Origin of the sequence: Raineyella sp. LH-20 (genome assembly GCF_033110965.1) — a bacterium.
GTDB lineage: Bacteria > Actinomycetota > Actinomycetes > Propionibacteriales > Propionibacteriaceae > Raineyella.
Genome location: NZ_CP137003.1, coordinates 987154 through 1010119 on the forward strand (window position 1 = coordinate 987154; position 22966 = coordinate 1010119).

The 22966-nt window shown below is 69.7% G+C and carries 20 protein-coding genes; 7 read left to right on the forward strand and 13 right to left on the reverse strand.

Annotation, left to right across the window (positions count from 1 at the left end; translation table 11 throughout):
- Positions 1 to 140: 140 nt before the first annotated feature.
- From R0146_RS04305 to R0146_RS04315, 3 genes are all read left to right on the forward strand, one after another.
- A complete protein-coding gene (locus tag R0146_RS04305) occupies positions 141 to 806 on the forward strand; it encodes a TetR/AcrR family transcriptional regulator (RefSeq protein ID WP_317691629.1) in 666 nt (221 codons plus the stop codon).
- A 68-nt stretch (positions 807 to 874) separates the two neighbouring features.
- Positions 875 to 1813, forward strand: coding sequence for an SMP-30/gluconolactonase/LRE family protein (locus tag R0146_RS04310; RefSeq protein ID WP_317691630.1), 939 nt, complete (start codon positions 875 to 877; stop codon positions 1811 to 1813).
- A gap of 228 nt (positions 1814 to 2041) precedes the next feature.
- Positions 2042 to 4000, forward strand: coding sequence for a lamin tail domain-containing protein (locus tag R0146_RS04315; RefSeq protein ID WP_317691631.1), 1959 nt, complete (start codon positions 2042 to 2044; stop codon positions 3998 to 4000).
- 359 nt (positions 4001 to 4359) lie between these two features.
- Here the strand turns inward: R0146_RS04315 and galE are convergent, their stop codons facing one another.
- Positions 4360 to 5385: a UDP-glucose 4-epimerase GalE gene (gene galE / locus R0146_RS04320; RefSeq protein WP_317691632.1), complete on the reverse strand. Its 1026-nt coding sequence runs from the start codon at positions 5383 to 5385 to the stop codon at positions 4360 to 4362.
- A gap of 151 nt (positions 5386 to 5536) precedes the next feature.
- On the opposite strand from galE, the gene cysK reads away from it, so the two are divergent.
- The 4 genes from cysK to R0146_RS04340 all read left to right on the forward strand — a co-directional run bounded on the left by cysK (position 5537) and on the right by R0146_RS04340 (position 9831).
- Positions 5537 to 6469, forward strand: coding sequence for a cysteine synthase A (gene cysK / locus R0146_RS04325; protein WP_317691633.1), 933 nt, complete (start codon positions 5537 to 5539; stop codon positions 6467 to 6469).
- Positions 6470 to 6782: 313 nt separating this feature from the next.
- Positions 6783 to 8090 (forward strand): ISL3 family transposase, encoded by a 1308-nt coding sequence (locus tag R0146_RS04330; RefSeq protein WP_317689725.1) that lies wholly within the window; start codon positions 6783 to 6785, stop codon positions 8088 to 8090.
- Positions 8091 to 8449: 359 nt separating this feature from the next.
- Positions 8450 to 8647 carry a type II toxin-antitoxin system Y4mF family antitoxin gene (locus R0146_RS04335; RefSeq protein ID WP_317691634.1) on the forward strand — a complete coding sequence of 66 codons (198 nt, stop codon included), beginning with the start codon at positions 8450 to 8452 and terminating at the stop codon, positions 8645 to 8647.
- Positions 8644 to 9831 (forward strand): type II toxin-antitoxin system HipA family toxin, encoded by a 1188-nt coding sequence (locus R0146_RS04340; protein ID WP_317691635.1) that lies wholly within the window; start codon positions 8644 to 8646, stop codon positions 9829 to 9831. Before R0146_RS04335 ends, R0146_RS04340 begins: the two co-directional genes overlap by 4 nt.
- Before the next feature lie 43 nt (positions 9832 to 9874).
- Here the strand turns inward: R0146_RS04340 and R0146_RS04345 are convergent, their stop codons facing one another.
- From R0146_RS04345 to gcvT, 12 genes are all read right to left on the reverse strand, one after another.
- Positions 9875 to 10726 carry a metallophosphoesterase family protein gene (locus R0146_RS04345; RefSeq protein ID WP_317691636.1) on the reverse strand — a complete coding sequence of 284 codons (852 nt, stop codon included), beginning with the start codon at positions 10724 to 10726 and terminating at the stop codon, positions 9875 to 9877.
- A 51-nt stretch (positions 10727 to 10777) separates the two neighbouring features.
- A complete protein-coding gene (locus R0146_RS04350; RefSeq protein WP_317691637.1) occupies positions 10778 to 11707 on the reverse strand; it encodes a carbohydrate ABC transporter permease in 930 nt (309 codons plus the stop codon).
- A gap of 16 nt (positions 11708 to 11723) precedes the next feature.
- A complete protein-coding gene (locus tag R0146_RS04355) occupies positions 11724 to 12683 on the reverse strand; it encodes a carbohydrate ABC transporter permease (RefSeq protein ID WP_317691638.1) in 960 nt (319 codons plus the stop codon).
- Between the two features lie 31 nt (positions 12684 to 12714).
- Positions 12715 to 13617 carry a metallophosphoesterase gene (locus R0146_RS04360; protein ID WP_317691639.1) on the reverse strand — a complete coding sequence of 301 codons (903 nt, stop codon included), beginning with the start codon at positions 13615 to 13617 and terminating at the stop codon, positions 12715 to 12717.
- A 49-nt stretch (positions 13618 to 13666) separates the two neighbouring features.
- The gene (locus R0146_RS04365; protein ID WP_317691640.1) at positions 13667 to 14404 is read right to left on the reverse strand and encodes a tyrosine-protein phosphatase; all 738 of its coding nucleotides are present in this window, start codon (positions 14402 to 14404) and stop codon (positions 13667 to 13669) included.
- A 47-nt stretch (positions 14405 to 14451) separates the two neighbouring features.
- Positions 14452 to 15852 carry an extracellular solute-binding protein gene (locus tag R0146_RS04370; protein ID WP_317691641.1) on the reverse strand — a complete coding sequence of 467 codons (1401 nt, stop codon included), beginning with the start codon at positions 15850 to 15852 and terminating at the stop codon, positions 14452 to 14454.
- 73 nt (positions 15853 to 15925) lie between these two features.
- Positions 15926 to 17038, reverse strand: coding sequence for an ABC transporter ATP-binding protein (locus R0146_RS04375; RefSeq protein WP_317691642.1), 1113 nt, complete (start codon positions 17036 to 17038; stop codon positions 15926 to 15928).
- A gap of 271 nt (positions 17039 to 17309) precedes the next feature.
- Positions 17310 to 18194, reverse strand: a complete 885-nt coding sequence (locus tag R0146_RS04380) for a MurR/RpiR family transcriptional regulator (RefSeq protein WP_317691643.1) — start codon at positions 18192 to 18194, stop codon at positions 17310 to 17312.
- Between the two features lie 54 nt (positions 18195 to 18248).
- Positions 18249 to 19619, reverse strand: coding sequence for a DNA polymerase IV (locus tag R0146_RS04385; RefSeq protein ID WP_317691644.1), 1371 nt, complete (start codon positions 19617 to 19619; stop codon positions 18249 to 18251).
- Between the two features lie 82 nt (positions 19620 to 19701).
- On the reverse strand, positions 19702 to 21123 hold the full coding sequence (locus R0146_RS04390) for an L-serine ammonia-lyase (protein ID WP_317691645.1): 1422 nt from the start codon (positions 21121 to 21123) through the stop codon (positions 19702 to 19704).
- A 128-nt stretch (positions 21124 to 21251) separates the two neighbouring features.
- Positions 21252 to 21635 carry a glycine cleavage system protein GcvH gene (gcvH, locus tag R0146_RS04395; protein WP_317691646.1) on the reverse strand — a complete coding sequence of 128 codons (384 nt, stop codon included), beginning with the start codon at positions 21633 to 21635 and terminating at the stop codon, positions 21252 to 21254.
- Positions 21636 to 21795: 160 nt separating this feature from the next.
- A complete protein-coding gene (gcvT, locus tag R0146_RS04400; protein ID WP_317691647.1) occupies positions 21796 to 22965 on the reverse strand; it encodes a glycine cleavage system aminomethyltransferase GcvT in 1170 nt (389 codons plus the stop codon).
- Position 22966: the final 1 nt, after the last annotated feature.

Sequence of the window (22966 nt, forward strand, 5' to 3'; positions counted from 1 at the left end):
CCCAGATGCCTGCCGCATGGAATGACCGGCATCCGCCGCGTTCGAAACACTAGTGTATCCGCGCTACGGACGTGCCCGAACAGCCACCGACCGGCAGCTGACCGACTATCGTGCATCGCGAACCCCAGCCGAGGAGGACCATGTCCGACATCCCGATCTCGCCCCGACGTGCCGAGACCCGGCAACGGCTGTTGGACGGGGCGGTCGGAGTGTTCGCCGATCGCGGGGTGCTGGCGGCGAGCGTGGAGGAGATCTGCGACCGGGCGGGCTTCACCCGCGGCGCCTTCTACTCGAACTACGCCTCGAAGAACGACCTGGTGCTGGCCCTGCTGGCGCAGGACCGGGAACGCCAGCAGGCGATGGTCGACGGCGTGGCCTCCTCCGAGTTCGTGGGCCGGCCGGTGACCTCGTCCCAGGAGATCGGCGTGCTGGTGGAGCACGCGGTCCGGAGGTTCGTCTCCAGGCGTCGCCTCGACCGCGACTGGGTGATGGTGTCGGCGGAGCTGCGCCTCTACGCCGCCCGCGAGCCCGGGATCCGCGAGGCGTTCCTGGCCCACCAGCAGGCCGCCCGGGCCGAGCTGCTGCAGAGTGCGCTGAGCATCGCCGAACGCGCCGGCTGCGAGTTCACCGTCCCGCTCGACTCGGTGCTGCAGATCTTCGACGACATGTACGAGGGCACCCTCCTCCAGGCGCTGCTGCACCATCCGGAGCTGGGTGACGAGGAGCGGGTCCAGGCCAGCCTGGGCCCCTTCATCCACGTGATCACCAGCATCGTCCGGCCGGTCGGCGGCCGCGCGAGGGCCTGAGGCACCCCGGCGCGCAGGCGCTGTGCGCGACGCAGCGACCGGGCGTCACCCCGACGTAGCCTGGCCTCATGACACCCGTACGCCGCACCGCCACCCGGATCACCGAGCCCCTGTGCTACCACGCCGAGGGCCCGGTCTGGTCGCCCGCGTGGGGCGGCCTGCGGTGGGTCGACATGCTCGCCGGTGACCTGCTCACCCTGCGCGCCGACGGCAGCGTCGACCGGTTGCACGTCGGGACCGGCCCCTGGGTCGACGCAGCGATCGGCACCTCCCGGGGCCGCGACTGGAAGCCGATCGCCGCCTTCTGCCGCCCCCGTGCCGAGGGTGGCTACGTGGTCGGCCTGGAACGCGGCTACGGCCTGGCCGAGGACGTCGACGTCACCCCGGACCGGGTGGTGGCACTGTGGGACGACCCGAACCTGCGGATGAACGAGGGCGGCACCGACCCGTGGGGCCGGCTCTACGCCGGCGGCATGGCGTACGACCGTACGCCGGAGGCCTCGGCGCTCTACCGGATCGGGCCGGACGGCTCGGCCGAGATCGTCGCGAGTGAGGTGACCACCTCCAACGGCATCGCGTTCACCGCCGACCTGTCGAAGGCCTACTACAACGACACCGGGCTGCGGCGCACCGACGTCTTCGACGTGTACGACGACGAACTGGACGGGCGGCGGCCGTTCCACGACGCGCCGATCCTCACCCGCGGGGAGCGGGCCGGCTCGCCGGCCAGCCCCGACGGTCTGTGCGTGGACTCCGCCGGCAACGTGTGGATCGCGATGAACCGCTCCGGTGAGGTGCACCAGGTCTCCCCCGCGGGGGAGGTGCTCACCATCGTCGAGCTGCCGGTGCAGCTGGTCACCGCCTGCACGCTCGGCGGGGACGATCTGCGCACCCTCTTCATCACCACCTCGCGGGAGAATCTCGCCGACCCCGAGCCGGACGCCGGTGCGATCTTCGCCGTCGAGGTGGAGGTGCCCGGGGTGCCGGTCACGCCGTACGCCGGCTGAGCGACAGCACCGGGACGACCGCGCAGGCTTGGTCGGGAAGTTGTGCAGCGAACCGGCGCCATGCCGGCGTCATGTGGAATCCGCCAAAGGTCGTCAGGGTTGGACCTCATCGTCACGCCGCCGCAGATGCGGCCCCGCGCCACCCCTGCTGTTACTCGAGGAGCACGTTCGTCCCGCGTTCTCCTGAGTGTTACCTGAGAGACACCGGGATTCACTACTTCTTGGCCTATGCGTCTTCATCGCCGTCTGACGGCCGCCGCTGCGGCCGCTCTCGTCACAGGCCTCGGCCTGCCCGCCCTCGCCTTCGCCGCCGATGGCACCCCGAACATCCAGATCACCGAGTTTGAGTACAACACCTCGGAGTTCGTGGAGCTGACCAATGTCGGCACCGCTCCCCAGGACTTCACCGGGTGGTCGTTCTCCGACTCCGGCGACACCCCCGGTGACCTCAGCCTCTCCGGCTTCGGCACCGTCGCCCCCGGCGAATCGGTGATCATCTCCGAGGACTCTGCGGCCGCCTTCCGCACCGCGTGGGGCCTCAAGGACACCGTCAAGGTGGTCGGCGGCAACACCACGAATCTCGGCAACGGCGATGCGATCAACATCTATGACGCCGGCAACACTCTGGTCGACTCGCTGACCTACCCCGGCGACAAGGCCACCCAGACGAAGAGCGGCTACGTGCACGCCGATGCGCTGGCCGAGACCACCTTCTCGTTGACCGGCTGGACGCTGTCCAGCGTCGGCGACGCCGAAGGCAGCTGGGCCGGACTGAACGGGGGCATCGGCACCCCCGGCGCCAGCACCCTCGGCACCTCCACGCCGGACGACGTCCGGCTCCCCGCTGACGGCGGCGATCCCGGCGACGGCACCCCGACCGACCCGGCGCCGACCCTGGACTGCCAGCCCGAGGCCGCGTCCGGCACCGGCCCGGCGGCCGCCGGCGCCGTGACCTGGCCGGGCTCCTCCTCGGTGACCGTCGTCGACAAGGAGTGCGCCTGGAAGACCACCACCGGCCCTGAGGGCCGCGACATGAGCGGCATGGTCTTCGACAAGGCCGACCCGAACGTGCTGTGGGCGGTGAAGAACAAGAGCTGGATCTTCCGCCTGGTCAAGGACACGAACGGCCTGTGGGTGCCGGACACCGCCAACGGCTGGGGCGCCGGCAAGGAGATCTACTTCCCCGGCACGACGGGCGAGCCCGATTCCGAGGGCATCACCCAGGGCCCCGACGGCATGCTCTACACCACCACCGAGCGTGACAATGCCGCGAACACCATCGCCCACAACGCCATCCTGGCGTTCGACCCGTCGGCGAACGGCACCTCGCTGACCGCGGTCAAGGAATGGAACCTCACCGACGAGTTCCCGGAGCTCAAGACCGGCACCAAGACCGACGCCAACCTGGGCTTCGAAGGCGTCACGTACGTCCCCGACAGCTACCTGGTCGACAACGGCTTCGTCGACCAGTCGACCGGCGCCGCGTACGATCCGGCTCGCTACCCGCTGCACGGAAAGGGCCTGTTCTTCGCCGCCCTGGAGAACGACGGCAAGCTCTACGCGTACGCACTGAACAGTGACGGCAGCTTCCACCGGGTCGCGGTCGTCGACACGACGATGGGCCACGTGATGGACGTCCAGTACGACGCCGCACTGCAGCGGGTCTGGGCGCTGTGTGACAACACCTGCTCGGTGTCGATGACGGTGCTCGGCATCGACGCCACGGGCACGATGACCCCGCAGGCCGTCTACGCCAAGCCGGCCGACCTGCCGGTGGTCAACCTGGAGGGCTTCGCGGTCGCGCCGGCCTCCACTTGCGTCAACGGCGCCCGGACCGCGCTGTGGTCCGACGACGGCATCTCGGCTCCCGATCACCTCGGCCACGCACTGTACGCCGGGACGCTCCCCTGCACGCTCGACCTCCCGGCGCAGGGCACCGGCACCGGGAACGGGAACGGGAACGGGAACGACCAGGGCCAGGACGGTCCGGGTCAGGACGGCGGCCAGAGCAACGACCAGGGCCAGGCCGGCGGCCAGGACCAGGGCAACGGCGTCGACGGTGGCCACGGCGCGCCGGCCAACGGCGCGGGCAACCTTGCTCGCACCGGTGGTCCGGTGGCTCTCGCCGGCCTGGGCGCTCTGGCACTGCTCGCCACCGGCACCATGCTGGTCCGGCGCTTCCGCTGATCTGGCCCGGCTGCAGGATGAGTCCGGGCGTCCGCTGACCCGGCCCGACGGCATGATCAGTCCGCCCGCGGATCAGGCCCCGCGCCACGATCAGTCCGCCCGCAGATCAGGCCCGGCGGCAGGATCAGGCCCGGGCAGCCCCGCGCCCGGCCCCCGGAAGACACGCCTGGACCGCGCACCAGGTCCACTGACGCGTTTCGCTCATGCGTTCGTGCTGGAAGTCCGACACCAACGCATGAGCGAAACGCATAGGCGAGAGAGCCCCCTGCCGCCCCGGGACACACCTCAGGCTGCTGCCCCGGGACGCACCTCAGGCCGTCGCCCCCGAACGCACCTCAGCCTGCCGGACCGGACGCGACTCAGGCCGTCGGCGCGCCCTCGAAGCCGTACGGGTTCTGCTCCTGCCAGTGCCAGTGGTCGCGGCACATCTCGTCGATGTCACGGGTCGCGGCCCAGCCGAGGTCGGCGAGCGCCGAGGACGGATCGGCGTACGACACGGCGACGTCACCGGGGCGGCGGGCGACGATCTCGTAGGGGATCGGCCGGCCGCTGGCCCGCTCGAACGCGGCACGGACCTCGAGGACGGAGTAGCCGCGGCCGGTGCCGAGGTTCCAGCGGTGCAGGCCACCGTGCTGGGCCAGGTACTCGATTGCCGCGACGTGGCCGTCGCCGAGGTCCATCACGTGGATGTAGTCGCGGACGCCGGTGCCGTCGGGGGTCGGGTAATCGTTGCCGAAGACCATCAGCTTCTCGCGGCGGCCCACGGCGACCTGGGCGACGAAGGGCATCAGGTTGTTCGGCTTGCCGGTCGGATCCTCGCCGATCCGGCCGGACGGGTGGGCGCCGACCGGGTTGAAGTAGCGCAGCAGGGCGACGCTCCAGCGCGGGTCGGACGCAGCCAGATCGGACAGGATGTCCTCGACCTGCTCCTTCGTACGCCCGTAGGGGTTGACCGCGTCGAGATCGAGCTTCTCGGTCAGCGGCATCTCGTCGACGTCGCCGTAGACGGTGGCCGAGGAGGAGAACACGATGGTGCGGCAGTCGACCGCCTCCATCGCCCGCAGCAGGGTGATCGTGCCGGCGACGTTGTTCTCGTAGTAGGTCAGCGGGATCTCGGCCGACTCGCCGACCGCCTTCATCCCGGCGAAGTGCACCACCCCGTCCGGCCGGACCTCCGCCATCACCCGATCCAGGGCCGTACGGTCCCGGATGTCGGCCTGCACCAGCGGCACCTGACAGCCACTCAGCTCCGCCACGCGCTGCAGGGCGACCGGGGAGGAGTTGGAGAGGTTGTCGAGGACGGTCACCTCGTGACCGGCCTCCTGGAGCAGCAGCACGGTGTGCGAGCCGATGTAGCCGGCGCCACCGGTGACGAGGATCTTCATGGTCCCCACCGTAGTGGGCGCGCGGCGCAGTGCTGTCGGCTGCACCGCCCACACCACCATCCATCACACCAACTTGCATGTCCCTAAAGCTCACGTTAGAGTTCCGGTCATCGCCACTCCTGCACCCGTACGACATGAAGGACGTCAGACCATGGCCTATTTCGACGATGCGACCAAGCTCATCGGCCGCACTCCGCTGGTGAAGATCAATCGGCTCTACGGTGATTCCGAAGCCACCGTGCTGGGCAAGCTGGAGTACTACAACCCAGCCAACTCGGTGAAGGACCGGATCGGCGTGTCCATCGTCAACGCCGCCGAGGCGTCCGGCCAGCTGCAGCCCGGCGGCACCATCGTCGAGGGCACCTCCGGCAACACCGGCATCGCGCTGGCATGGGTCGGCGCCGCGCGTGGTTACCGGGTGATCATCACCCTGCCGGAGACCTTCTCCAAGGAGCGTCGCGCCGTGCTGCGCGCCTTCGGCGCCGAGCTGGTCCTCACCCCGGCCGCCGACGGTGTGCCCGGCGCCAACCAGCGCGCCGCGGAGATCGTCGCCGCCACCCCGGGGGCGATCCTCGCCAGCCAGTTCGAGAACCCGGCCAACGTCGAGATCCACCGCAAGACGACCGCCGAGGAGATCTGGGCGGACACCGAGGGCAAGGTCGACATCGTGGTGGCCGGCGTGGGCACCGGCGGCACCATTTCCGGTGTCGGCGAGGTGCTCAAGGCCTACAAGCCCGAGGTGAAGGTGTACGCCGTGGAGGCCGCGGAGTCGCCGGTGCTGTCCGGTGGCCAGAAGGGCCCGCACAAGATCCAGGGCATCAGCGCCGGCTTCGTCCCGCCGATCTACAACAAGGACGTCGTCGACGGCATCATCCAGGTGAAGGGCGACGACGCGCTGGAGTGGGCACGCCGCTCCGCCAAGGAGGAGGGTCTGCTGGTGGGCATCTCGTCGGGCGCCTCGCTGCGCGCCGCCGCCGAGCTGGCCGCCGACCCGGCGAACGCCGGCAAGACGATCGTGGCGATCATCCCCGACTGGGGCGAGCGCTACCTCTCCACCCCGCTCTACTCCGACCTACTCGACTGACAGTCGGCCCGCCGACCACAGGACTTCTTCTCTCGCTACGCGCCGCGGCCGTCCCGCCTCGTCGCCCGGTCATCCGGGCGGTGGTGGGGCGGCCGCGGTGGGGTCTGCGTACGCGCGAATCGCCAACACCTCCGTCAATCCGGCGACATTCTTTTGGATTAGGCCACCCCTCATCCACAAGGAGACCGTTCCTGGCTCTTCGCAGTTGAGGGTGTAGGGGCTGCTTGAGGCTGGGCGGCGCGTCGGGGCCGGAGAGGGGTCGAGGCCTTCCGAAGATGGGAGTTCTCACACAGCCCATCCAGAAGACCTCGACGTGCCTGACGCTACCTTCACATGCCCCGACCTGACCACCTTCACTCGCCTGAACGACCTCGGCCTGGAAGTCACCGCCCAGCTCCTGAAGTCCGACCACACGGTTCTGGCCTGCCGGGTCGTCGAGCCCGACGACTGGTGTGGGCGGTGCGGCTGTCAGGGCGTGGCGCGCGATACGGTCCTGCGGCGGTTGGCGCACGAGCCGTTCGGGTGGCGCCCCACCACGCTGCTGGTCACCGTTCGGCGCTACCGCTGCACCGAGTGTGGCCACGTGTGGCGCCAGGACACCACCAAGGCGGCCCAGCCGCGGGCCAAGATCTCCCGTGCAGGACTGCGGTGGGCCCTGGTCGGGATCGTCTGCCAACACCTGTCCATGGCACGGGTCGCCGAAGGACTGAGGGTCTCGTGGAACACCGCGAATACCGCGGTCCTGGCCGAAGGACGCCGTGTCCTGATCGCCGATCCGGCCCGCCTCGACGGGGTGCGGGCGATCGGGGTCGATGAGCACGTGTGGCGCCACACCCGTCGCGGCGACAAGTACGTCACCGTGATCATCGACCTCACCCCGGTCCGCGACGGAACTGGTCCCGCTCGCCTGCTCGACATGGTCGAGGGCCGCTCCAAGCAGGCGTTCAAGGCCTGGCTCGCCGAACAGGACCAGGACTGGCGCGACCGGGTGGAGGTTGTCGCTATGGACGGCTTCAGCGGGTTCAAGACCGCCACCAGCGAGGAACTGCCCGACGCGATCGCCGTGATGGATCCCTTCCACGTGGTCCGCCTGGCCGCCGAGGCTCTCGATACCTGCCGGCGCCGGGTCCAGCAGGCCCTCCACGGTCACCGCGGCCGGGCCGGCGACCCGCTCTACTCGGCCCGACGGACCCTGCACACCGGCATCGACCTGCTCACCGACAAACAGAAGACACGCATCCAGGCCCTGTTCGCCGGCGATGAGCACGTCGAGGTCGAGGCCACCTGGGCCATCTACCAGCGGATGATCGCGGCCTACCGCGACCCCGACCCCGGCCAGGGCCGCACCCGTATGCAGGCCGTGATCGAGGCCATCAGCAGCGGCGTCCCCGGTTCGCTGATCGAGATCATCACCCTCGGCCGCACGATGAAGAAGCGCGCCGCCGACGTCCTGGCCTACTTCGAGCGCCCGGGCACCAGCAACGGCCCCACCGAGGCCATCAATGGTCGGCTGGAACACCTGCGAGGATCAGCCCTCGGCTTCCGCAACCTCACCAACTACATCGCCCGCTGCCTGCTCGAAGCCGGCGGATTCAGACCCCACCTACACCCCGGATTATGAAGAGCCCCGTTCCTGTGTCGAGGCGTTGGCGATTGGGCGGCGACGGAGCGACGATCCAACCCATTTCCACGCTAAGAATCGCCACACATTCCCCGATGACACGGCCACTGGAAGTTTCGATCGAAATGCACAGCGCAATCACAGATTGTCCACTTTCGGTGACGCCGATGCTGGTGACGAATCGTGCAGCCGTACGGCGTCGTTCTGCGGAGGAGCCCGCCACGAACGTGACCAAGAAGACACAGAGGAACCGCGCCGCTCCCCTCATCGGCACAAACATGCCGTTTCCTCTTCCACTGGACTCGGAGGCGCGGCAGAATGGGCTCAAGCGGCAGGATCGTGCCGGAGGAGGCGGAGGCATGACGTTCGCGGATGACGTCCGGCAGCGACGCAAGGACCTCAGCCTGACCCAAGTCGAGGCCGCCGATCTCGCCGGTGTCTCGGAGCGCTTCGTACGCCTCGTCGAGGCCGGCAAGGTCTCCGTACGGCTGGACAAGCTCGAGGCGCTGCTCGAGGTCCTCGGGCTCGAGCTGCGGGCCTCGTTGAGGCGGACATGAGCACCGATCTGCGCACCATCCGTCGAGCCGAGGTCTACAAGGGCACGCGACTCGCTGCCACCCTGACCCGGGGAGAGGGCACGGTCACCTTCGCCTACCTTCCCGAGTACGACGGCCCGCCGGTGGCGCACACGCTGCCCCTGGGACAGCCCCCGGTCACGACGTACGGGGGAGCCGTGCCGCCATTCTTCGCGGGGCTGCTACCCGAGGGTCGCCGCCTCACCGCGGTCCAGCGGGCCGCGAAGACCTCCGCCGACGACGACCTCACACTGCTTCTCATGGTCGGCTCCGACACGATCGGGGACGTGACCGTCTTTCCTGAAGGCGCCGATCCCGCCGCAGCCGCCCCCGCCGTGACCGCTGCCGACCTCGGAACCGTACGATTCGCGGACCTTCTCGCCGACGCCGGCTTCGTCGACCGCCGCGGTCTGCCCGGCGTCCAGGACAAGCTGTCCACCGGCATGATCACTCTGCCGGTGCGCTTCGCGGGTGCGGAGGCGATCATCAAGCTCGACCCGCCCGACTATCCGGACGTGGTGGTCAACGAGTCCTACTTCCTCGGCGTGGCGCGACGGCTCAGGCAACCGGTCGTCGACTCCGAGCTCATCCACGACCGGGACGGGCGCCCGGGACTGCTCGTGCGCCGGTTCGACCGCCCCACGGGTGATGTCGCGAAGCTGGCGGTGGAGGACGCGGCCCAGTTGCTCGGGCGCTATCCGGCGGACAAATACACGATGACGAGCGAGGACGCCGCCGGCGCGATCGCTGATATCTGTGCCGCCCGGCCGGTCGCCGCCCGGGCAGTCCTCCAACAATTCGCGCTCGCCTGGCTGACCGGCAACGGAGACCTGCACGGCAAGAACCTCGCCATCCTGCAGCGGCCGTCCGGGGAGTGGCGGGTGGCCCCCATCTACGACGTGCCGTCGACGCTGCCGTACGGCGACCGATCCATGGCACTGAGCCTGCACGGCGCGACCCAGGGCCTGACCCGCCGACGATTCCTGGCCTTCGGGGACACCCTCGGGTTGCCGCCACGAGCGGTCGAGTCGGCGCTGGACGAGGTCCTGGCCGCGACCGACGACCTGAACGAGGAACTGGAGGGCGGTGTCCTCCCATGGAACCCGAATCTCCGTCGAAACGTGGTCCGCCAGCTGGCTCGACGACGTCGAGACCTCCTGCCGTAGACGACGGCCACCGGTTCGCGCCCGCAGACGTCCGTCCGGAAACCTAGAGCTGGGTGATCCCCAGGTCGCCCATCGCGGCCTTGAACGCCGGAATCGCCTCGGCGTCGACTTCGTCGAGGTCGTTCCGGGAGCGGAAGGCGGCCCGCACCACGCCGTCCTCCGGCAGGTCGTAGACGACGATGCCCTGCTGCACCAGGCCGGGCATGAAGAAGGTCGCCGCCTCGTTGACGAAACCGGTGGCGGGGGCCGAGACCGTCAGGATCTTCTTGCCGCTGCTCAGTTCGCCCTGGGCGAGACCGTAGTAGTGCAGGTGTCCCGAGCACCAGGCCCGCAGGTCGACCCCGGCGAGGATCGTCAGCAGTCGCTCACGGTCGGCGTCGAACAGGCCGACCTGGTGCTCACCGAGATCGATCGGCGCCCACAGCGGCTTGTGGCTGAAGCCGATGACGTGACGGTCGCCGACGAGTGCGGGCACGGTCTCCAGCCACGCCCACTGCGCGGCCTCCTCGGGCAGGCCGGTGCCCATCACCTCGCTGTTGAGCCCGATGATCGCCCAGTCGCCGAGGATCTCGACCCAGTGGTCGGTCCCGAACACACCGGTGAACGCACTGACTCGCTCGCTCGTGGTGGCCAGGCCCTTCCAGGGGTGGCGGCCCGGCTCGCCGACGTCGTGGTTGCCCGGGAGGACGCGATGCGGCGCCGTGATGGCGTCGTGGAGTCGCTTCGCGGTGAGACGATCCTCCGCGTTGTCCGGGTCCAGGATCGAGACGTCGCCGGAGGTCACGACGAAGTCGAGGTCGAAGGAGTTGACGAGCTCGACCAGCCGCTCGAAGTTGTCGACGGTGGCGCCGCCGCGGTGGGAGATGTGGGTGTCGGAGAGTTGCGCGATGCGCATGCGGGGTCCTTTCGGGGGTGCGACAGCCGGGTCAGCGGACGACAGTCCAGGTCAGCGCAGGCCGGATCGTACGAAGGCGTCGACGATGTAGCGCTGCAGGAAGATGTAGATCAGGAAGATCGGGATGCACGCGAGGCCGGCGGCGGCCATCATCCCGCCCCAGTCGTCCCCGGCCTCGCCGAGGAACGACCGGATGCCCATCTGGATGAGCGAGTTCGGCTGCTTCGCCAGGATCAGGGCGGGCCACAGGTAGTTGTTCCAGGCCTCGATGAAGAGCATGATGCCGAGAGCCGCGAGCGCGTGCCGCATGTTCGGCATGACGACCGTCCAGAGCGTGGACCAGTGGTGCCGGCCGTCCATCCGCGCCGCGTCGAGCAGTTCACGCGGGAAGGACTGCATGTGCTGGCGCATCAGCATGACGGCGAAGGCCGAACACATGTTAGGCACGACGACCCCGGCGATGGTGCCGAGCAAGCCCCACTGGGCGATCAGCACGTAGTTGGGGATCATCGTGACCTGGAAGGGCACCAGCCACGAGCCGAGGAAGAGCAGGAACAGCACGTTCTTGCCCGGGAATTCCCACATGGCGAAGCCGTACGCCGCGAAGATCGCGACCAGCAGCTGACACACCGACACCGCGAGCGCCATGCCGAAGGTGTGCACCAGCATGTTGCCGATCGGGATCTGCTGCCACACGTGGACGAAGTTCGCGACACTGATCGGCCACGGGAATGGCGTCGCCAGGATCGCGTCCTCCGGCCGGCGCAGGGAGGTCGCGTAGAGCCAGTACACCGGGAAGATGCTGATGAAGGCCATCACGACGAGGACGGCGTGCCCGACGATGCGCGAACCGACGGAGTGCTGGGCTCGGACCGTGGCTGCCACATCGCCCTGGCGGGCCTTCTTCCGCCCGACCGCCGGAACGGCGGCATCGGGCCGGGCGGTGCCGACATGGTGCGGCGCGGTGATGGTGAACGCCATGATGCGGTCTCCTGGATCAGTTGTCGTAGAAGGAGAACTTGTCCGACAGTCGGACCAGGACGAGGGCGATCACACCGAAGACGATGAAGAACACCGTCCCTGCGGCCCCCGCCATGCCGGCGTCGAAGTTGTTGAACGCGATCTCGTAGAGCAGGTAGTACACGTTCGTGGTCGCGTTGTCGGGCCCGCCCTGGGTGAGGATGTCGATCATCGGGTAGGTCCACTGCGCGGAGAGCAGGATCGTCATCAGCGCCAGGAAGAGCAACGTCGGAGACAGCAGCGGCAGGGTGATCCGCCAGAGGATGCTGCGTCCACCGGCGCCGTCGACGGATGCGGCTTCGGAGTAGTCGGTGCTGATCCCGGCCATCCCGGCGGACATCACGAGCACGCCGAAGCCGAGCATCTGCCAGCCCACGATGATGATGATCGCGATCATCGCCCCGGCTTGATCGCGGAACACGCTGCCGATGTCCCAGCCGAACAGCCCGCGCAGGGTGACGACGATGATGCCGTCGTACGGGTCGAACAGCCATCGCCAGACCGCGACGGTGGCGACCGGAGTGACCAGGAAGGGCACGAAGATGAGCGCCTGGTAGATGGTCTTGGCACGGCCGTGGACGCGCTGCGACAGGAGCGCGATGACCAGCGGCAGCACGACCGAGAACAGCAGGAACGCGAGGATGTAGATGATCGTGTTCAGCACCGCACGGCCGAGGTCCTGGTCCTGCATCAGTGTCGCGTAGTTCTTGAACCCGACCGCTGTCCTGGGCGCGGTGGGCAGCAGGTTCCAGCGGTAGAAGGAGAGCTGGAACGTCTGCACGAGCGGCCGGTAGATCCACATGACGAGGAGCGTGATGGCCGGCAACACGTACAGGTACGGGGCGATGACGACCTTCCGCCGCCGCTTCGTCACCGGCGCGGCGGTACCGTCGACGGTCTCGAGGGGTCGCCCTGGCGTTTCCGAGATGATGAACATGAGGATCCTCCGGCCCGCTCGTGACTGACGGTCAGTGCTCGTTCGCGACCGAGGCGTTCACGGCGACGAGTTGCTCCTCGGGCGTCTTCGCGAGGAACGCGGCGAGTTGCTCACCGTCCATCGCGTACGCCGTCGGGTAATCGCCGATGGGCACGATCGAGTGCAGCACCCGGTCCTCGTAGACGTGCACCAGGTTGTAGGACTGGCCGCCTGCCTGCCCACGCGCCGCCGGGTAGGGGACCTGGAGGTCCTGGGTGTAGCAGGTCGCGGAGGCCACCGACACCGGGACCCCGGCGAAGGTCGAGGTGGTCGAGTAGTGCAGGTGTCCACCGAGGATGCCGATGACGTCGGTGCCGCGGATCACCTCGGCGAACCGGTCCTGGTCGTGCAGCTCGAACAGCCGGATCAGGCCGAGCGGGCTGGGCACCGGTGGATGGTGCAGCGCCAGCAGGGTGCCGTCGGGGGCCGGAGTGGCCAGCACGTCGCCGAGCCAGGCGAGCTGTGCCTCGGTGAGCTCTCCCCAGTGCTGGCCGGGCACGGTCGAGTCGAGGACGACGACGCGCAGGCCGTTGAGGTCGAAGACCCGGTCGTACGGTTCGTCGGAGGCCTCCTCGCCGAGCAGGTCGGCGTAGAAATTCTCCCGGGTGTCGTGGTTGCCCATGCACCAGATGACCTGGGAGCCGTAGCGGGCGGCGGCCGACTCGACCACGTCACGTACGCGCAGGTAGGCGTCGGAGTCCCCCCGGTCGGCGATGTCACCGGTGATGATCAGGGCTTCCGGGTGGGCGTTCGCCCGGTCGAAGCCCTCGAACATCTCCCGGAGGTTCGCCTCGGAGTCCACGATGTCGTGGAGCATGCCCCGGCCGTCCACGAAGTGGGTGTCCGAGAGGTGCAGCAGAAAGTGCTTCGGTTCGGGGTAGTCGTGGGTGCTCATCTCGAGTCCTTACGTCGTGGAAGACTTCGTGGAAGCCGGGTGGGTGGGGTCAGCCGAGCAGGGAGGACCGGAGCAGTGCGTGCTCGGACTCGGTGAAACCGTGGGCGGCGAGGAAGTCGGCGGCGGAGCCCCATTCGGCCTCCCACCGGTCGATGATCCGGTTCATCAGCGCCGCCGGACTCGCCGTGACGAGGGCGGAGACCTCGGAGCTGACCGGGAAACCGGAGCCGTGCATCTTCGCGAGCATGGCGTCGGCCCATTGGCCGGCGAGATAGTTCGCGGTGAGCGCGTAGTCCTCGACGACGGCGTCCCGGTGCACGCCGAGCGCCAGCAGCGTGAGCGCGACCACCAGCCCGGTGCGATCCTTTCCGGCCGTGCAGTGCACGAGCACGGCCTCGCCGTCCGCATGGGCGATCTGCCGGACGGCCTCCGTCAGCCGGTCACCGTGGGCGTCGACCATCAGGTCGTACACGCTGTCGAGGTCCGCCGGCCGATCGGGCTCCACCGCCGGGCGCCCGGAGATGAAGATCGGCGTGTGCACGATCGTCACCTCCGGGAGCTCGGTCGGCTCCGCGACCGTCTCGTCGTCGGAGCGCAGGTCGACGATCCAGCGGATGCCGAGGTCGGCCATGGACTGCTTGCCGGCCGGGGTGAGCCCGGCGAGCGCGTCGGAGCGGAAGAACCTCCCCCAGGGGATCGTGCCGCCCTCCGCCTGGTGCCCGCCCAGTTCACGCAGGTTGTACGTGCCGTCGATGGCGAGGCGGTCGCCTCCGATGGTGCGGTCCATGTGTCTGCCTCCAGATCGTCGCGGTAGGTGTGCCGGGGTCGGGGGTGTTACTGGACGAGCGCCTGGGCGTCCTTCTGCGCCTGCTGCATCGTCGCCTGCGGGTCCTTGCCGAAGTAGACCGAGTTCTGCACCGCGTCGGCGAAGATCTTGCTGATCTTGGAGTAGTTGTTGCCGGGGTAGGCGTCCCACGACTGCAGCTGCTGCAGCTGGGAGACGTTCACCTGAGCGCCCGGGGTGGCGGCGTACCAGGCGGCGAGCGGACCCTTCGGGTCGCTGGCCATGGTGTCCCGCAGCGGGACGTACCCGATCTTGGTGGTGATGTCATACACGGCCTCGGGACCGGTCATGAACTGGATGAACTCCCACGCGGCCGCCTGCTTCTTCGGGTCGGCCTTGTCGTGGTGCACCATGAACAGCGCTGAGCCGGAGTTCGTCGGGGCCGGGGTGTGACCGGGGAACGACGGCATCTTGGTCGCCGCGAGCGTCCAGCCACCGGCCTTGGCCGCTGCCAGGTAGGTGGCCGAGGAGTTCGAGGTGTTCAGCTGGACGAGCGCCTGGCCCTTGGAGAAGTTCGTGATCTGGGTCGTCACGTCGGCGTTCATCAGCACACCGTCGTCATAGAGCTTGCGCATCGCGCTGACGGCCGCGACGGATCCCTCGTCGCCGAACTGGATGGACTTCTTGTCGGCGGAGACGATCGAGCCGCCGTCGGACTTGATGATGCCTTGCATGCACCAGTCGCCGCCGGTGGCGGCGCAGGTCACGCTGATCGGGGTCTTGTGCCCGGCCGCGACCAGCTTCTTGCCGATGGCGTCGATGTCGTCCCAGGTCGGCGCGTCGGGCATCGTGATCCCGGCGGCGTCCAGGGCGGACTTGTTGTACCAGAGCACCGGCGTCGAGAAGACGTACGGCACGCCCCACGTCTTGCCGTTCTCGTTCGCCAGCGTCTGGGCGTTCTTGTTGTATGCCCAGGTGCCGGGGTAGGTGGTGCTGGTGTTGACGCCGGCGAAAGCGGTGTCGAGGGCCTTCTGGCCGACGAGATCCGAGATCGGATCGACGACGCCCTGCGTGCTCATCCAGTCGAGTGCGTCGAAGGTCTCCTGGGCGACGTCGGGGGCCTGACCGGCGAGCAGCTCGGCCTGGAGGTTGGCGGCGTACGCCGTGTTCGAGCCGGTGAGGTTGGCCGGGGCCTGGGGAGTGACCGTGATGTTCGGGTGCTGCGCCTCGAACTTCGAGATCAGCGTGGTGATCGTCTCGGCCCAGGTGCCGCCCTGGGCGATGTTGTAGCTCTCGAAGCTGATGCTCACCTTGTCGTCGGGGCTGAGGGTCGGCAACGTGCCGTTCTCGGGGCTGCCGGCGGAGGAGGTGGTGCCGCCCATACAGGCGGTCAGCATCAGGGCCGAGGCGAGGCCGGCCGCCGCAGCGGCGATGCCCTTGGAAACGCGCATGAGTCAGTTACTCCTTGGTGAGGGGGTGCAGAGGCGAGGGGGTGGGGGCGTCGGAAGGCAGGACGAGCGGGGGTCAGTGGGCCCCGACGAGGACGTCCTGCGGCTCCGGGATCCACTCCATGCGACGGCCGGTGGCCTTGTCGAAGAGGTGGATCGCGTCGAGGTGGGCGCCCAGCGAGAGCTGCTGGCCGCGGGTGAGGGCGACCTCGCGGGCGCCCTTGCCGATGATCAACTGGTCGCCCACCCGCAGATAGACGACCTGCTCGCTGCCGAGATTCTCGAGACGCTCGATCGTTCCGGTGATCCGCATGGCGCCGTCGTCGGCTCGGGCGACGCGGAGGTGCTCGGGGCGTACGCCGATGACGATGTCGTGCGCTGCGACCTCACCCGGCCACAGCTTCGAGGTGATCCCGGCCGTCTCCGCGTGGATGTACCCGCCGGAGCAGGTCAGGTGGCCCTCGATGAGGTTCATCGGCGGTGTGCCGATGAACCCGGCGACGAAGACGGAGGCCGGCGTGTCGTAGACCTCGGCGGGCGTGCCGATCTGCTCGATCCGGCCCGCGTTGAGGACGACGATCTTCGTCGCCATCGTCATCGCCTCGACCTGGTCGTGGGTCACGTAGAGGAACGTCGCCTGCAGCCGCTCGTGCAGCTCCGAGAGCTCCTGGCGGGTGCTGGTCCGCAGTTTCGCATCGAGGTTGGACAGCGGCTCATCCATCAGGTACGCACTGGGCTGCCGGACGAGGGCCCGACCGACGGCGACCCGCTGGCGCTGGCCTCCCGACAGCTCGCGCGGCTTGCGAGCGAGCAGGTTCTCCAGGCCCAGGGTGGTGGCGACCTCGAGGACGCGACGCTGACGCTCCTCTTTGGAGAGCCGAAGCACGGTGAGCGGGAAGGCGAGGTTCTTCTCCACCGAAAGGTGCGGGTAGAGCGCATAGCTCTGGAACACCATGGCCAGGTTGCGCTTCTTCGGCGGGAGTGACGTGACGGCCTGGCCGTCGATGAGGATCTGCCCGCTGGTCGGCTCCAGCAGTCCGGCGATCATCCGCAGCAGGGTCGTCTTGCCGCACCCACTGGGGCCGAGCAGGACACCGAAGTCCCCGTCATCGAAGGTCAGACTGATGTCATCGACGGCGCGATGACCCTTGAATTGCTGGGTGAGGCCGATGATGTCGATGCGGCTCACAGAAGCTCCTCCGGCTCATGGAATCTCGTTTCCCGATCTGGTTTCGATTGGGATTCTCGTTACATGGGTATCCTGAGGAGCGCGGGTGAACAGCGCGAGACGTGCTGGGGACGATGGACCGAAGTGGTCATGAACACTGCCGGACCCAGCAGGGTGTCCGATGAGTCCGGCGGATGCCGCAAGGATCCGGCCTGATAGGTCCGGTGGACGCCACGCGGGGCGGACGGGTGCCACCCGAAGCGCACGGGTGCCGCGTGAAGCGGCAGGAGGCCTACTCGGTGTCCTGCTCCGTTGACCCCTCGAGCACGTCGATGGCCTCGTCCATCACGGCGTGATCGGTGGCCGGCTTGCCCAGAGCGGCAGAGACACCGGTCTGCAGGGCGGTGAACAACACGACCTGCGCCAGGTTGCCGGAGATGGCGCCGCTCGCCCAGTTGACGGCGAACGTGCTGCACACCAGCGTGATCGCACTGGCATCCTCGAGTCGGGTGCGCAGGTAGCCGGTCGCGGCGACGACGGTGGCCCCCGCATTGCCGGCGGCCTCCGCGACCCGGAGGGTTGCGCTGTTCGTGCCGCTCGAGGAGATGCAGAAGCACACGTCGCCCGGTGCGAGCGACCGGGCGGTCAACTGCTGCACCACCGAGTCCGCCGGTGCCTCGTTCGGTCGTCCGGAGGACATCAACCCGAGCGAGAGGAGCTGGGCCATCGGCCCCGACGCGCCGTTGCCGGCGATGAGCACCCGTCGTGCCCCGGCGATCGCGGCCACCGCGCGGTCGAACGCCTCGAAATCGAGCGGCCCGATCGCACGGCCGAGCTCGTCGCCGGCCGAGCGGAACAGGCCCGGCAGCCAATCGCGGCCGGCACCTTCACCCGACGGCACCATCGGCGCGGGTCCCGTGGGCAGGTCGCGCAGCAGGAGCAACCGCAGATGCTGGAATCCCTTGAACCCCATGCTCTGACAGGCGCGGATCACCGTCGCCGCCGAGGTCCTGGTGCGGCCGGCGAGATCGGCGGCCGACATCATCGCGACGTCCTGCGGATGCCGGACGATCTCACGCGCGACGCGCTGTTCGCTCGGCACCAGCGCCGGGACCAGCGAGCCGATGTAGGCGACGGTGCCGCCCAGAGGTGGGTCCGCGGGGCCGCAGTCAGTCACGCCCTTTGTCTACCACGAAGCGGGTCGTCACCGTGCGCGGCGCTGCGAGGCCGGTCAGAGCAGGTGCAGGGCAGGATCATCCAGCGCGTACGTCCGCACCGGTCCCGGCCCGGTCTCCGCGGTCTCGAAACGTACGGTGACCCGGCCCAGCCCGGTCCCCCAGATCCAGCCCGGCCCCATCTCGTCGTGCATCACGTCGGCCCCCGGCAGCCACCGGGGCGCCCGCCGCTCGAGGGTCTCCGCGGCGGTCCCTTCCGGCACCGACGACCCCGACCCGTCCGACCCCGCCGGCCCGCCCGACCCCGACGCCCCGCCCGGCACGACCTCCTCGTGGTCCTCGCGCGCCTCGAACAGCCGGTCCTGGGCCACCGTCGTCAGGCCCGACACCCCGACGCCGAGGAGGCGTACGCCCTGGTCGAGTTGCTCCAGCCGGAGCCCGCTGAGCAGGTCGGTCGCCTCGGCGGCGACCACCTCGGCGCTGTCGGTGGCGCCCTCCAGGGTGCGGGAGCGGGTCCAGGTGGTGAAGTCGTGCAGCCGCACCTTGAGCGTCACCGTCCGGGCGAAGACGCCCATCGCCCGCATCCGCTGGGCCACCAGCCGGGCGTCGCGGACGATCCGGGGGATCATCTCGTCGCGGCCGGCCAGGTCGGTCTCGAAGGTGTCCTCGACCGAGATCGACTTGCGGTCCCGGTCCGGCGACACACCGCGGTCGTCGCGGGCGAAGGCCAGGGCGTGCAACGCCGTGCCGTACGCCCGGCCCAGTTCGCGGACCAGCTCGTGCTCCGAGCGCGACTGCAGGTCAGCGACGGTCGCCACCCCGAGCCGGGCCAACCGGTCGAAGGTCGCCGGGCCGACCCCGGGGATCACCCGCACCGACAGCGGTGCGATGGTCTCCACCTCAGTGCCCGGGACCACCAGGTGGATGCCGTCGGGCTTGTCCAGCTCGGAGGCGAGCTTCGCGATGAACTTCGACGACCCCAGCCCGATCGAGCAGGTCAGCCCACCGGTCCGCTCGGCGACCTCGGCCTTGACCCGGCCGGCCAGGGCGAGCACCGACGCGTCGGTGAGGTCGAGCGGCTCACGGGCGGCGGCGAGGTCCACGAACGCCTCGTCCAACGACAGCGGCTCGACCAGCGGGGAGAGGTCCTCCAGGATGCCCATCACGATCCGGCTGGCCGCCCGGTAGGCGCCGAACCGGCCGGCCAGGAACGCGGCGTTGGGGCACAGCCGGCGCGCCTCGTGCATCGGCATCGCCGAGTGCACGCCGTACGTCCTGGCCTCGTACGACGCGGTGGAGACCACCCCGCGCTGTCCGAGCCCGCCGACCACGACCGGCTTGCCGCGCAACGACGGCTTGTCGCGCTGCTCGACCGAGGCGAAGAACGCGTCGAGGTCGAGATGCATGATCGAGGCCTGCCGGCGCATCCCGCACCCCCTCGTCGTCGGACACCGGTGTCCCCCACCGGCTCGTGTCGAGGGTACCGAGCGGCGCCGGCTCAGCGCCTGCTCAGCACTCAGGGACGTTGACCGCCAGACCGCCCATCGCGGTCTCCTTGTACTTGCTGCTCATGTCTCGGCCGGTCTCCCGCATGGTGACGATCACCTCGTCGAGGGTGACCACGTGGGAGCCGTCACCCCACACGGCCATCCTGGCCGCGTTGATGGCCTCGGCGGCCGCGATCGCGTTGCGCTCGATGCACGGCACCTGGACCAGACCGCCGACCGGGTCGCAGGTGAGGCCGAGGTGGTGCTCCATGGCGATCTCGGCGGCGTTCTCGACCTGGGCGGGGGTGCCGCCGAGGATCTCCGCCAGACCGGCGGCCGCCATCGACGACGCCGACCCCACCTCGCCCTGGCAGCCCACCTCGGCCCCGGAGATCGACGCCTGTTCCTTGAAGAGCACGCCGACGGCACCCGAGGTGAGCAGGAAACGCACCACGACGTCCTCCTGCGCCGGCACCAGCGGGGGGTTCAGCCGGCCGAGGGCATGCCGACGCACCCGCGGGCAGTAGTGCAGGGCGTGGTGCAGCACGGCGGGGATGATCCCGGCGGCACCGTTCGTCGGCGCGGTGACGATCCGCCCGCCGGAGGCGTTCTCCTCGGTGACGGCCAGCGCGACGAGATTCGCCCATTCCTGCCAGTACGCGGGATCCCGCGACGGGTCCTCGGCGAGCAGCCGGGCGTACCAGCCCGGAGCGCGGCGGCGGACCTTGAGCGGCCCGGGCAGCTGCCCCTCGCGGCGCAGCCCGGAGATGATGCTCGCCTCCATCACCTCCCAGATCCGCAGCAGTCCGGCGCGGATCTCCGGCTCGGTGCGCGATGCCCGCTCATTGGCGAGCATCACCGCACCGATCGACACCCGTCCCCGGGCGCAGTGACCGAGCAGCTCGGCGGAGGTCCGGAACGGGAACGGCAGCTGCTGTCGGGTCTCGCGGAGCTCCTGGCGAACCGCGGCCTCCTCCCCCTCGCGGACGACGAAGCCTCCACCGACCGAGAAGAACGTCTCGTCGTACCGGACCGCTCCGTCGGCATCGGCGAGGCGGAACCGCATGCCGTTCGTGTGCCGCGGCAGGACCGTGAGCGGGTGCAGTCCGATGTCCTCGGTCCCGAAGGGGAGCGAACAGACGCCGCCGAGCAGCAGCGGCCCGCCGGCGGCGAGGGCCGCCAGGCGTTCCTCGACCTGCGCCGGGAGGGCCTCCTCCGGTTCGAGGCCCTCCAGCCCGAGCAGGACAGCCGTCAGCGTGCCGTGGCCCCGTCCGGTCGCCGCCAGCGATCCGTACAGGTCCACCTGGAGCGAGCAGGGTCGGGTGAGCAGCCCTCGCTCGCGCAGCTCGTGCGCGACGGTGGCGCCGGCGCGCATCGGCCCCACGGTGTGGGAACTCGACGGACCGATGCCGACGGTGAAGAGATCGAAGACGCCGACGACCATGTCGGGCACCTCCTTGGGTCGGATGTGTCGGGCGGGCTGCGGATCAGCCGCGGCGCCCGGGCGCCATTGCCGGGGCGGCTGCGTGACCGCCGACGCCGTCTGGCCCGGTGGCGTCGGCGGTCGTCGGCTCAGGCGAGTTCGCCGCCGTTGCGCTCGAGATACTCCTCGGCCGAGAGCAGGGTGCCCTCGGCGGACATCTCGACGGTGAAGAGCCAACCGGCGCCGTACGGGTCCTCGTTGACCAGGGCGGGATCGTCGAGCACCGCCTGGTTCACCTCGACCACGGTGCCGGTGGCCGGCGCGTACAGGTCGGAGACGCTCTTGGTCGACTCGATCTCACCGCAGGGATCGCCGGCGGCGAGCTCGGTGCCCGCCTCGGGCAGCTCGAGGTGGACGACGTCACCGAGCGCCTCGACGGCGATCGCGGTGACGCCCACCCTGGCGGGCGTCACCGCGGTGTCGAGCCACTCGTGGTCCTCGGAGTAGCGGAGGCCGGCCTTGACTGTGCTCATCTGGATGCTCCTGTGCTGGTGGATCGCTGGCGATGCGGTGTGCTGGTGCGGTCGTGGATCGGATCGGTGCTGGCTGGTCGGTGCTGGCGGATCAGGTGGCGGGCGTGCCGGTGGGTCGGCGCGACCGTGCCGGGGCGGTGTCTGCGAGGGGCCGTGGTGGTTATCGCTGCCGCCGGTAGAACGGCAGGGCGACGACCTCGAACGGCTCGGGCCGGCCGCGCAGGTCGACGTCGAGCCGGGTGCCGGGCTCGCTGAGGTCGACCGGGACGTACGCCAGCGCGATCGGGTGGCCGAGGGTCGGGCTGGGCAGGCCGGAGGTCACCTCGCCCACCGGGCTGCCGTCCCGGAGCACGGTGTAGTGCGAGCGGGCCGCTCGGCGCCCGAGTCCCTGCAGGCCGACCAGCCGCCGCCCGCTGGTGGTGCCCACGCCGTCGTCCCTCTGCTGTTGCAGGGCCGTACGCCCGACGAAGTCGCCCTCCTTCCCGAGGGCGACGACGCCACCGAGGCCCGCTTCGTACGGCGAGACCTCCCGGGAGAGTTCGTTGCCGTAGAGCGGCATCCCCGCCTCGAGCCGCAGCGAGTCGCGGCAGGCCAGGCCGCAGGGGATCAGGCCGCTCCCCTGCCCGGCCTCCGCGAGCGCCGCCCAGAGGGCGGGCGCGACGTCGTTGTCGACGAAGAGCTCGAAGCCGTCCTCCCCCGTGTAACCGGTCCTCGCCACCAAGGCCCGGTGGCCGGCCACGGTGGCCCGGGCGCAGGAGTAGTACTTCAGGGCACCGACCCGCGCGGCGTCCTCGGTGGACAGCAGGGAGAGCAGGATCGCAGCGGCGTGTGGACCCTGCACCGCGAGCAGGGAGGTCTCGGCCGACGCGTCGTGCACCGTGACGTCGAAGCCGGCGGCCCGCTCCTCGAGGGCGGCGACGACGATCGGCGCGTTGCCCGCGTTGGGCACCACGAGGTAGTCGTCCTCGGCCAGCCGGTAGACGATCAGGTCGTCGATGATCCCGCCGTCCGCAGCGCAGATCAGCGAGTACTTCGCCTTGCCGACGGCGATCGCCGACAGCCGGCCGACCAGGGCGTGGTCGAGGAAGGCACCCGCCGCCGGCCCGGTGGCCCGGACCTCGCCCATGTGGGACAGGTCGAAGAGCCCGGCGGCCTCGCGGACGGTGCGGTGTTCGGCGAGCTCGGAGCCGTACTTCAGCGGCATCTGCCAGCCGCCGAAGTCGGTGAAGTGGGCCCCCAGGCTCTCGTGCACGGCGTGCAGCGCGGTGAGCCGGGGGGACGCGGTCTCGGGGATGTCCTGCGACGTGTTTTCGGGGGTGTCCTGCGACATG

Coding starts and splice junctions, on each gene's coding strand:
- R0146_RS04305 (WP_317691629.1), top strand. CDS start 141: ATGTCCGACATCCCGATCTCGCCCCGACGTGCCGAGACCCGGCAACGG.
- R0146_RS04310 (WP_317691630.1), top strand. CDS start 875: ATGACACCCGTACGCCGCACCGCCACCCGGATCACCGAGCCCCTGTGC.
- R0146_RS04315 (WP_317691631.1), top strand. CDS start 2,042: ATGCGTCTTCATCGCCGTCTGACGGCCGCCGCTGCGGCCGCTCTCGTC.
- galE (WP_317691632.1), bottom strand. CDS start 5,385: ATGAAGATCCTCGTCACCGGTGGCGCCGGCTACATCGGCTCGCACACC.
- cysK (WP_317691633.1), top strand. CDS start 5,537: ATGGCCTATTTCGACGATGCGACCAAGCTCATCGGCCGCACTCCGCTG.
- R0146_RS04335 (WP_317691634.1), top strand. CDS start 8,450: ATGACGTTCGCGGATGACGTCCGGCAGCGACGCAAGGACCTCAGCCTG.
- R0146_RS04340 (WP_317691635.1), top strand. CDS start 8,644: ATGAGCACCGATCTGCGCACCATCCGTCGAGCCGAGGTCTACAAGGGC.
- R0146_RS04345 (WP_317691636.1), bottom strand. CDS start 10,726: ATGCGCATCGCGCAACTCTCCGACACCCACATCTCCCACCGCGGCGGC.
- R0146_RS04350 (WP_317691637.1), bottom strand. CDS start 11,707: ATGGCGTTCACCATCACCGCGCCGCACCATGTCGGCACCGCCCGGCCC.
- R0146_RS04355 (WP_317691638.1), bottom strand. CDS start 12,683: ATGTTCATCATCTCGGAAACGCCAGGGCGACCCCTCGAGACCGTCGAC.
- R0146_RS04360 (WP_317691639.1), bottom strand. CDS start 13,617: ATGAGCACCCACGACTACCCCGAACCGAAGCACTTTCTGCTGCACCTC.
- R0146_RS04365 (WP_317691640.1), bottom strand. CDS start 14,404: ATGGACCGCACCATCGGAGGCGACCGCCTCGCCATCGACGGCACGTAC.
- R0146_RS04370 (WP_317691641.1), bottom strand. CDS start 15,852: ATGCGCGTTTCCAAGGGCATCGCCGCTGCGGCGGCCGGCCTCGCCTCG.
- R0146_RS04385 (WP_317691644.1), bottom strand. CDS start 19,619: ATGCGCCGGCAGGCCTCGATCATGCATCTCGACCTCGACGCGTTCTTC.
- R0146_RS04390 (WP_317691645.1), bottom strand. CDS start 21,123: ATGGTCGTCGGCGTCTTCGATCTCTTCACCGTCGGCATCGGTCCGTCG.
- gcvH (WP_317691646.1), bottom strand. CDS start 21,635: ATGAGCACAGTCAAGGCCGGCCTCCGCTACTCCGAGGACCACGAGTGG.
- gcvT (WP_317691647.1), bottom strand. CDS start 22,965: ATGTCGCAGGACACCCCCGAAAACACGTCGCAGGACATCCCCGAGACC.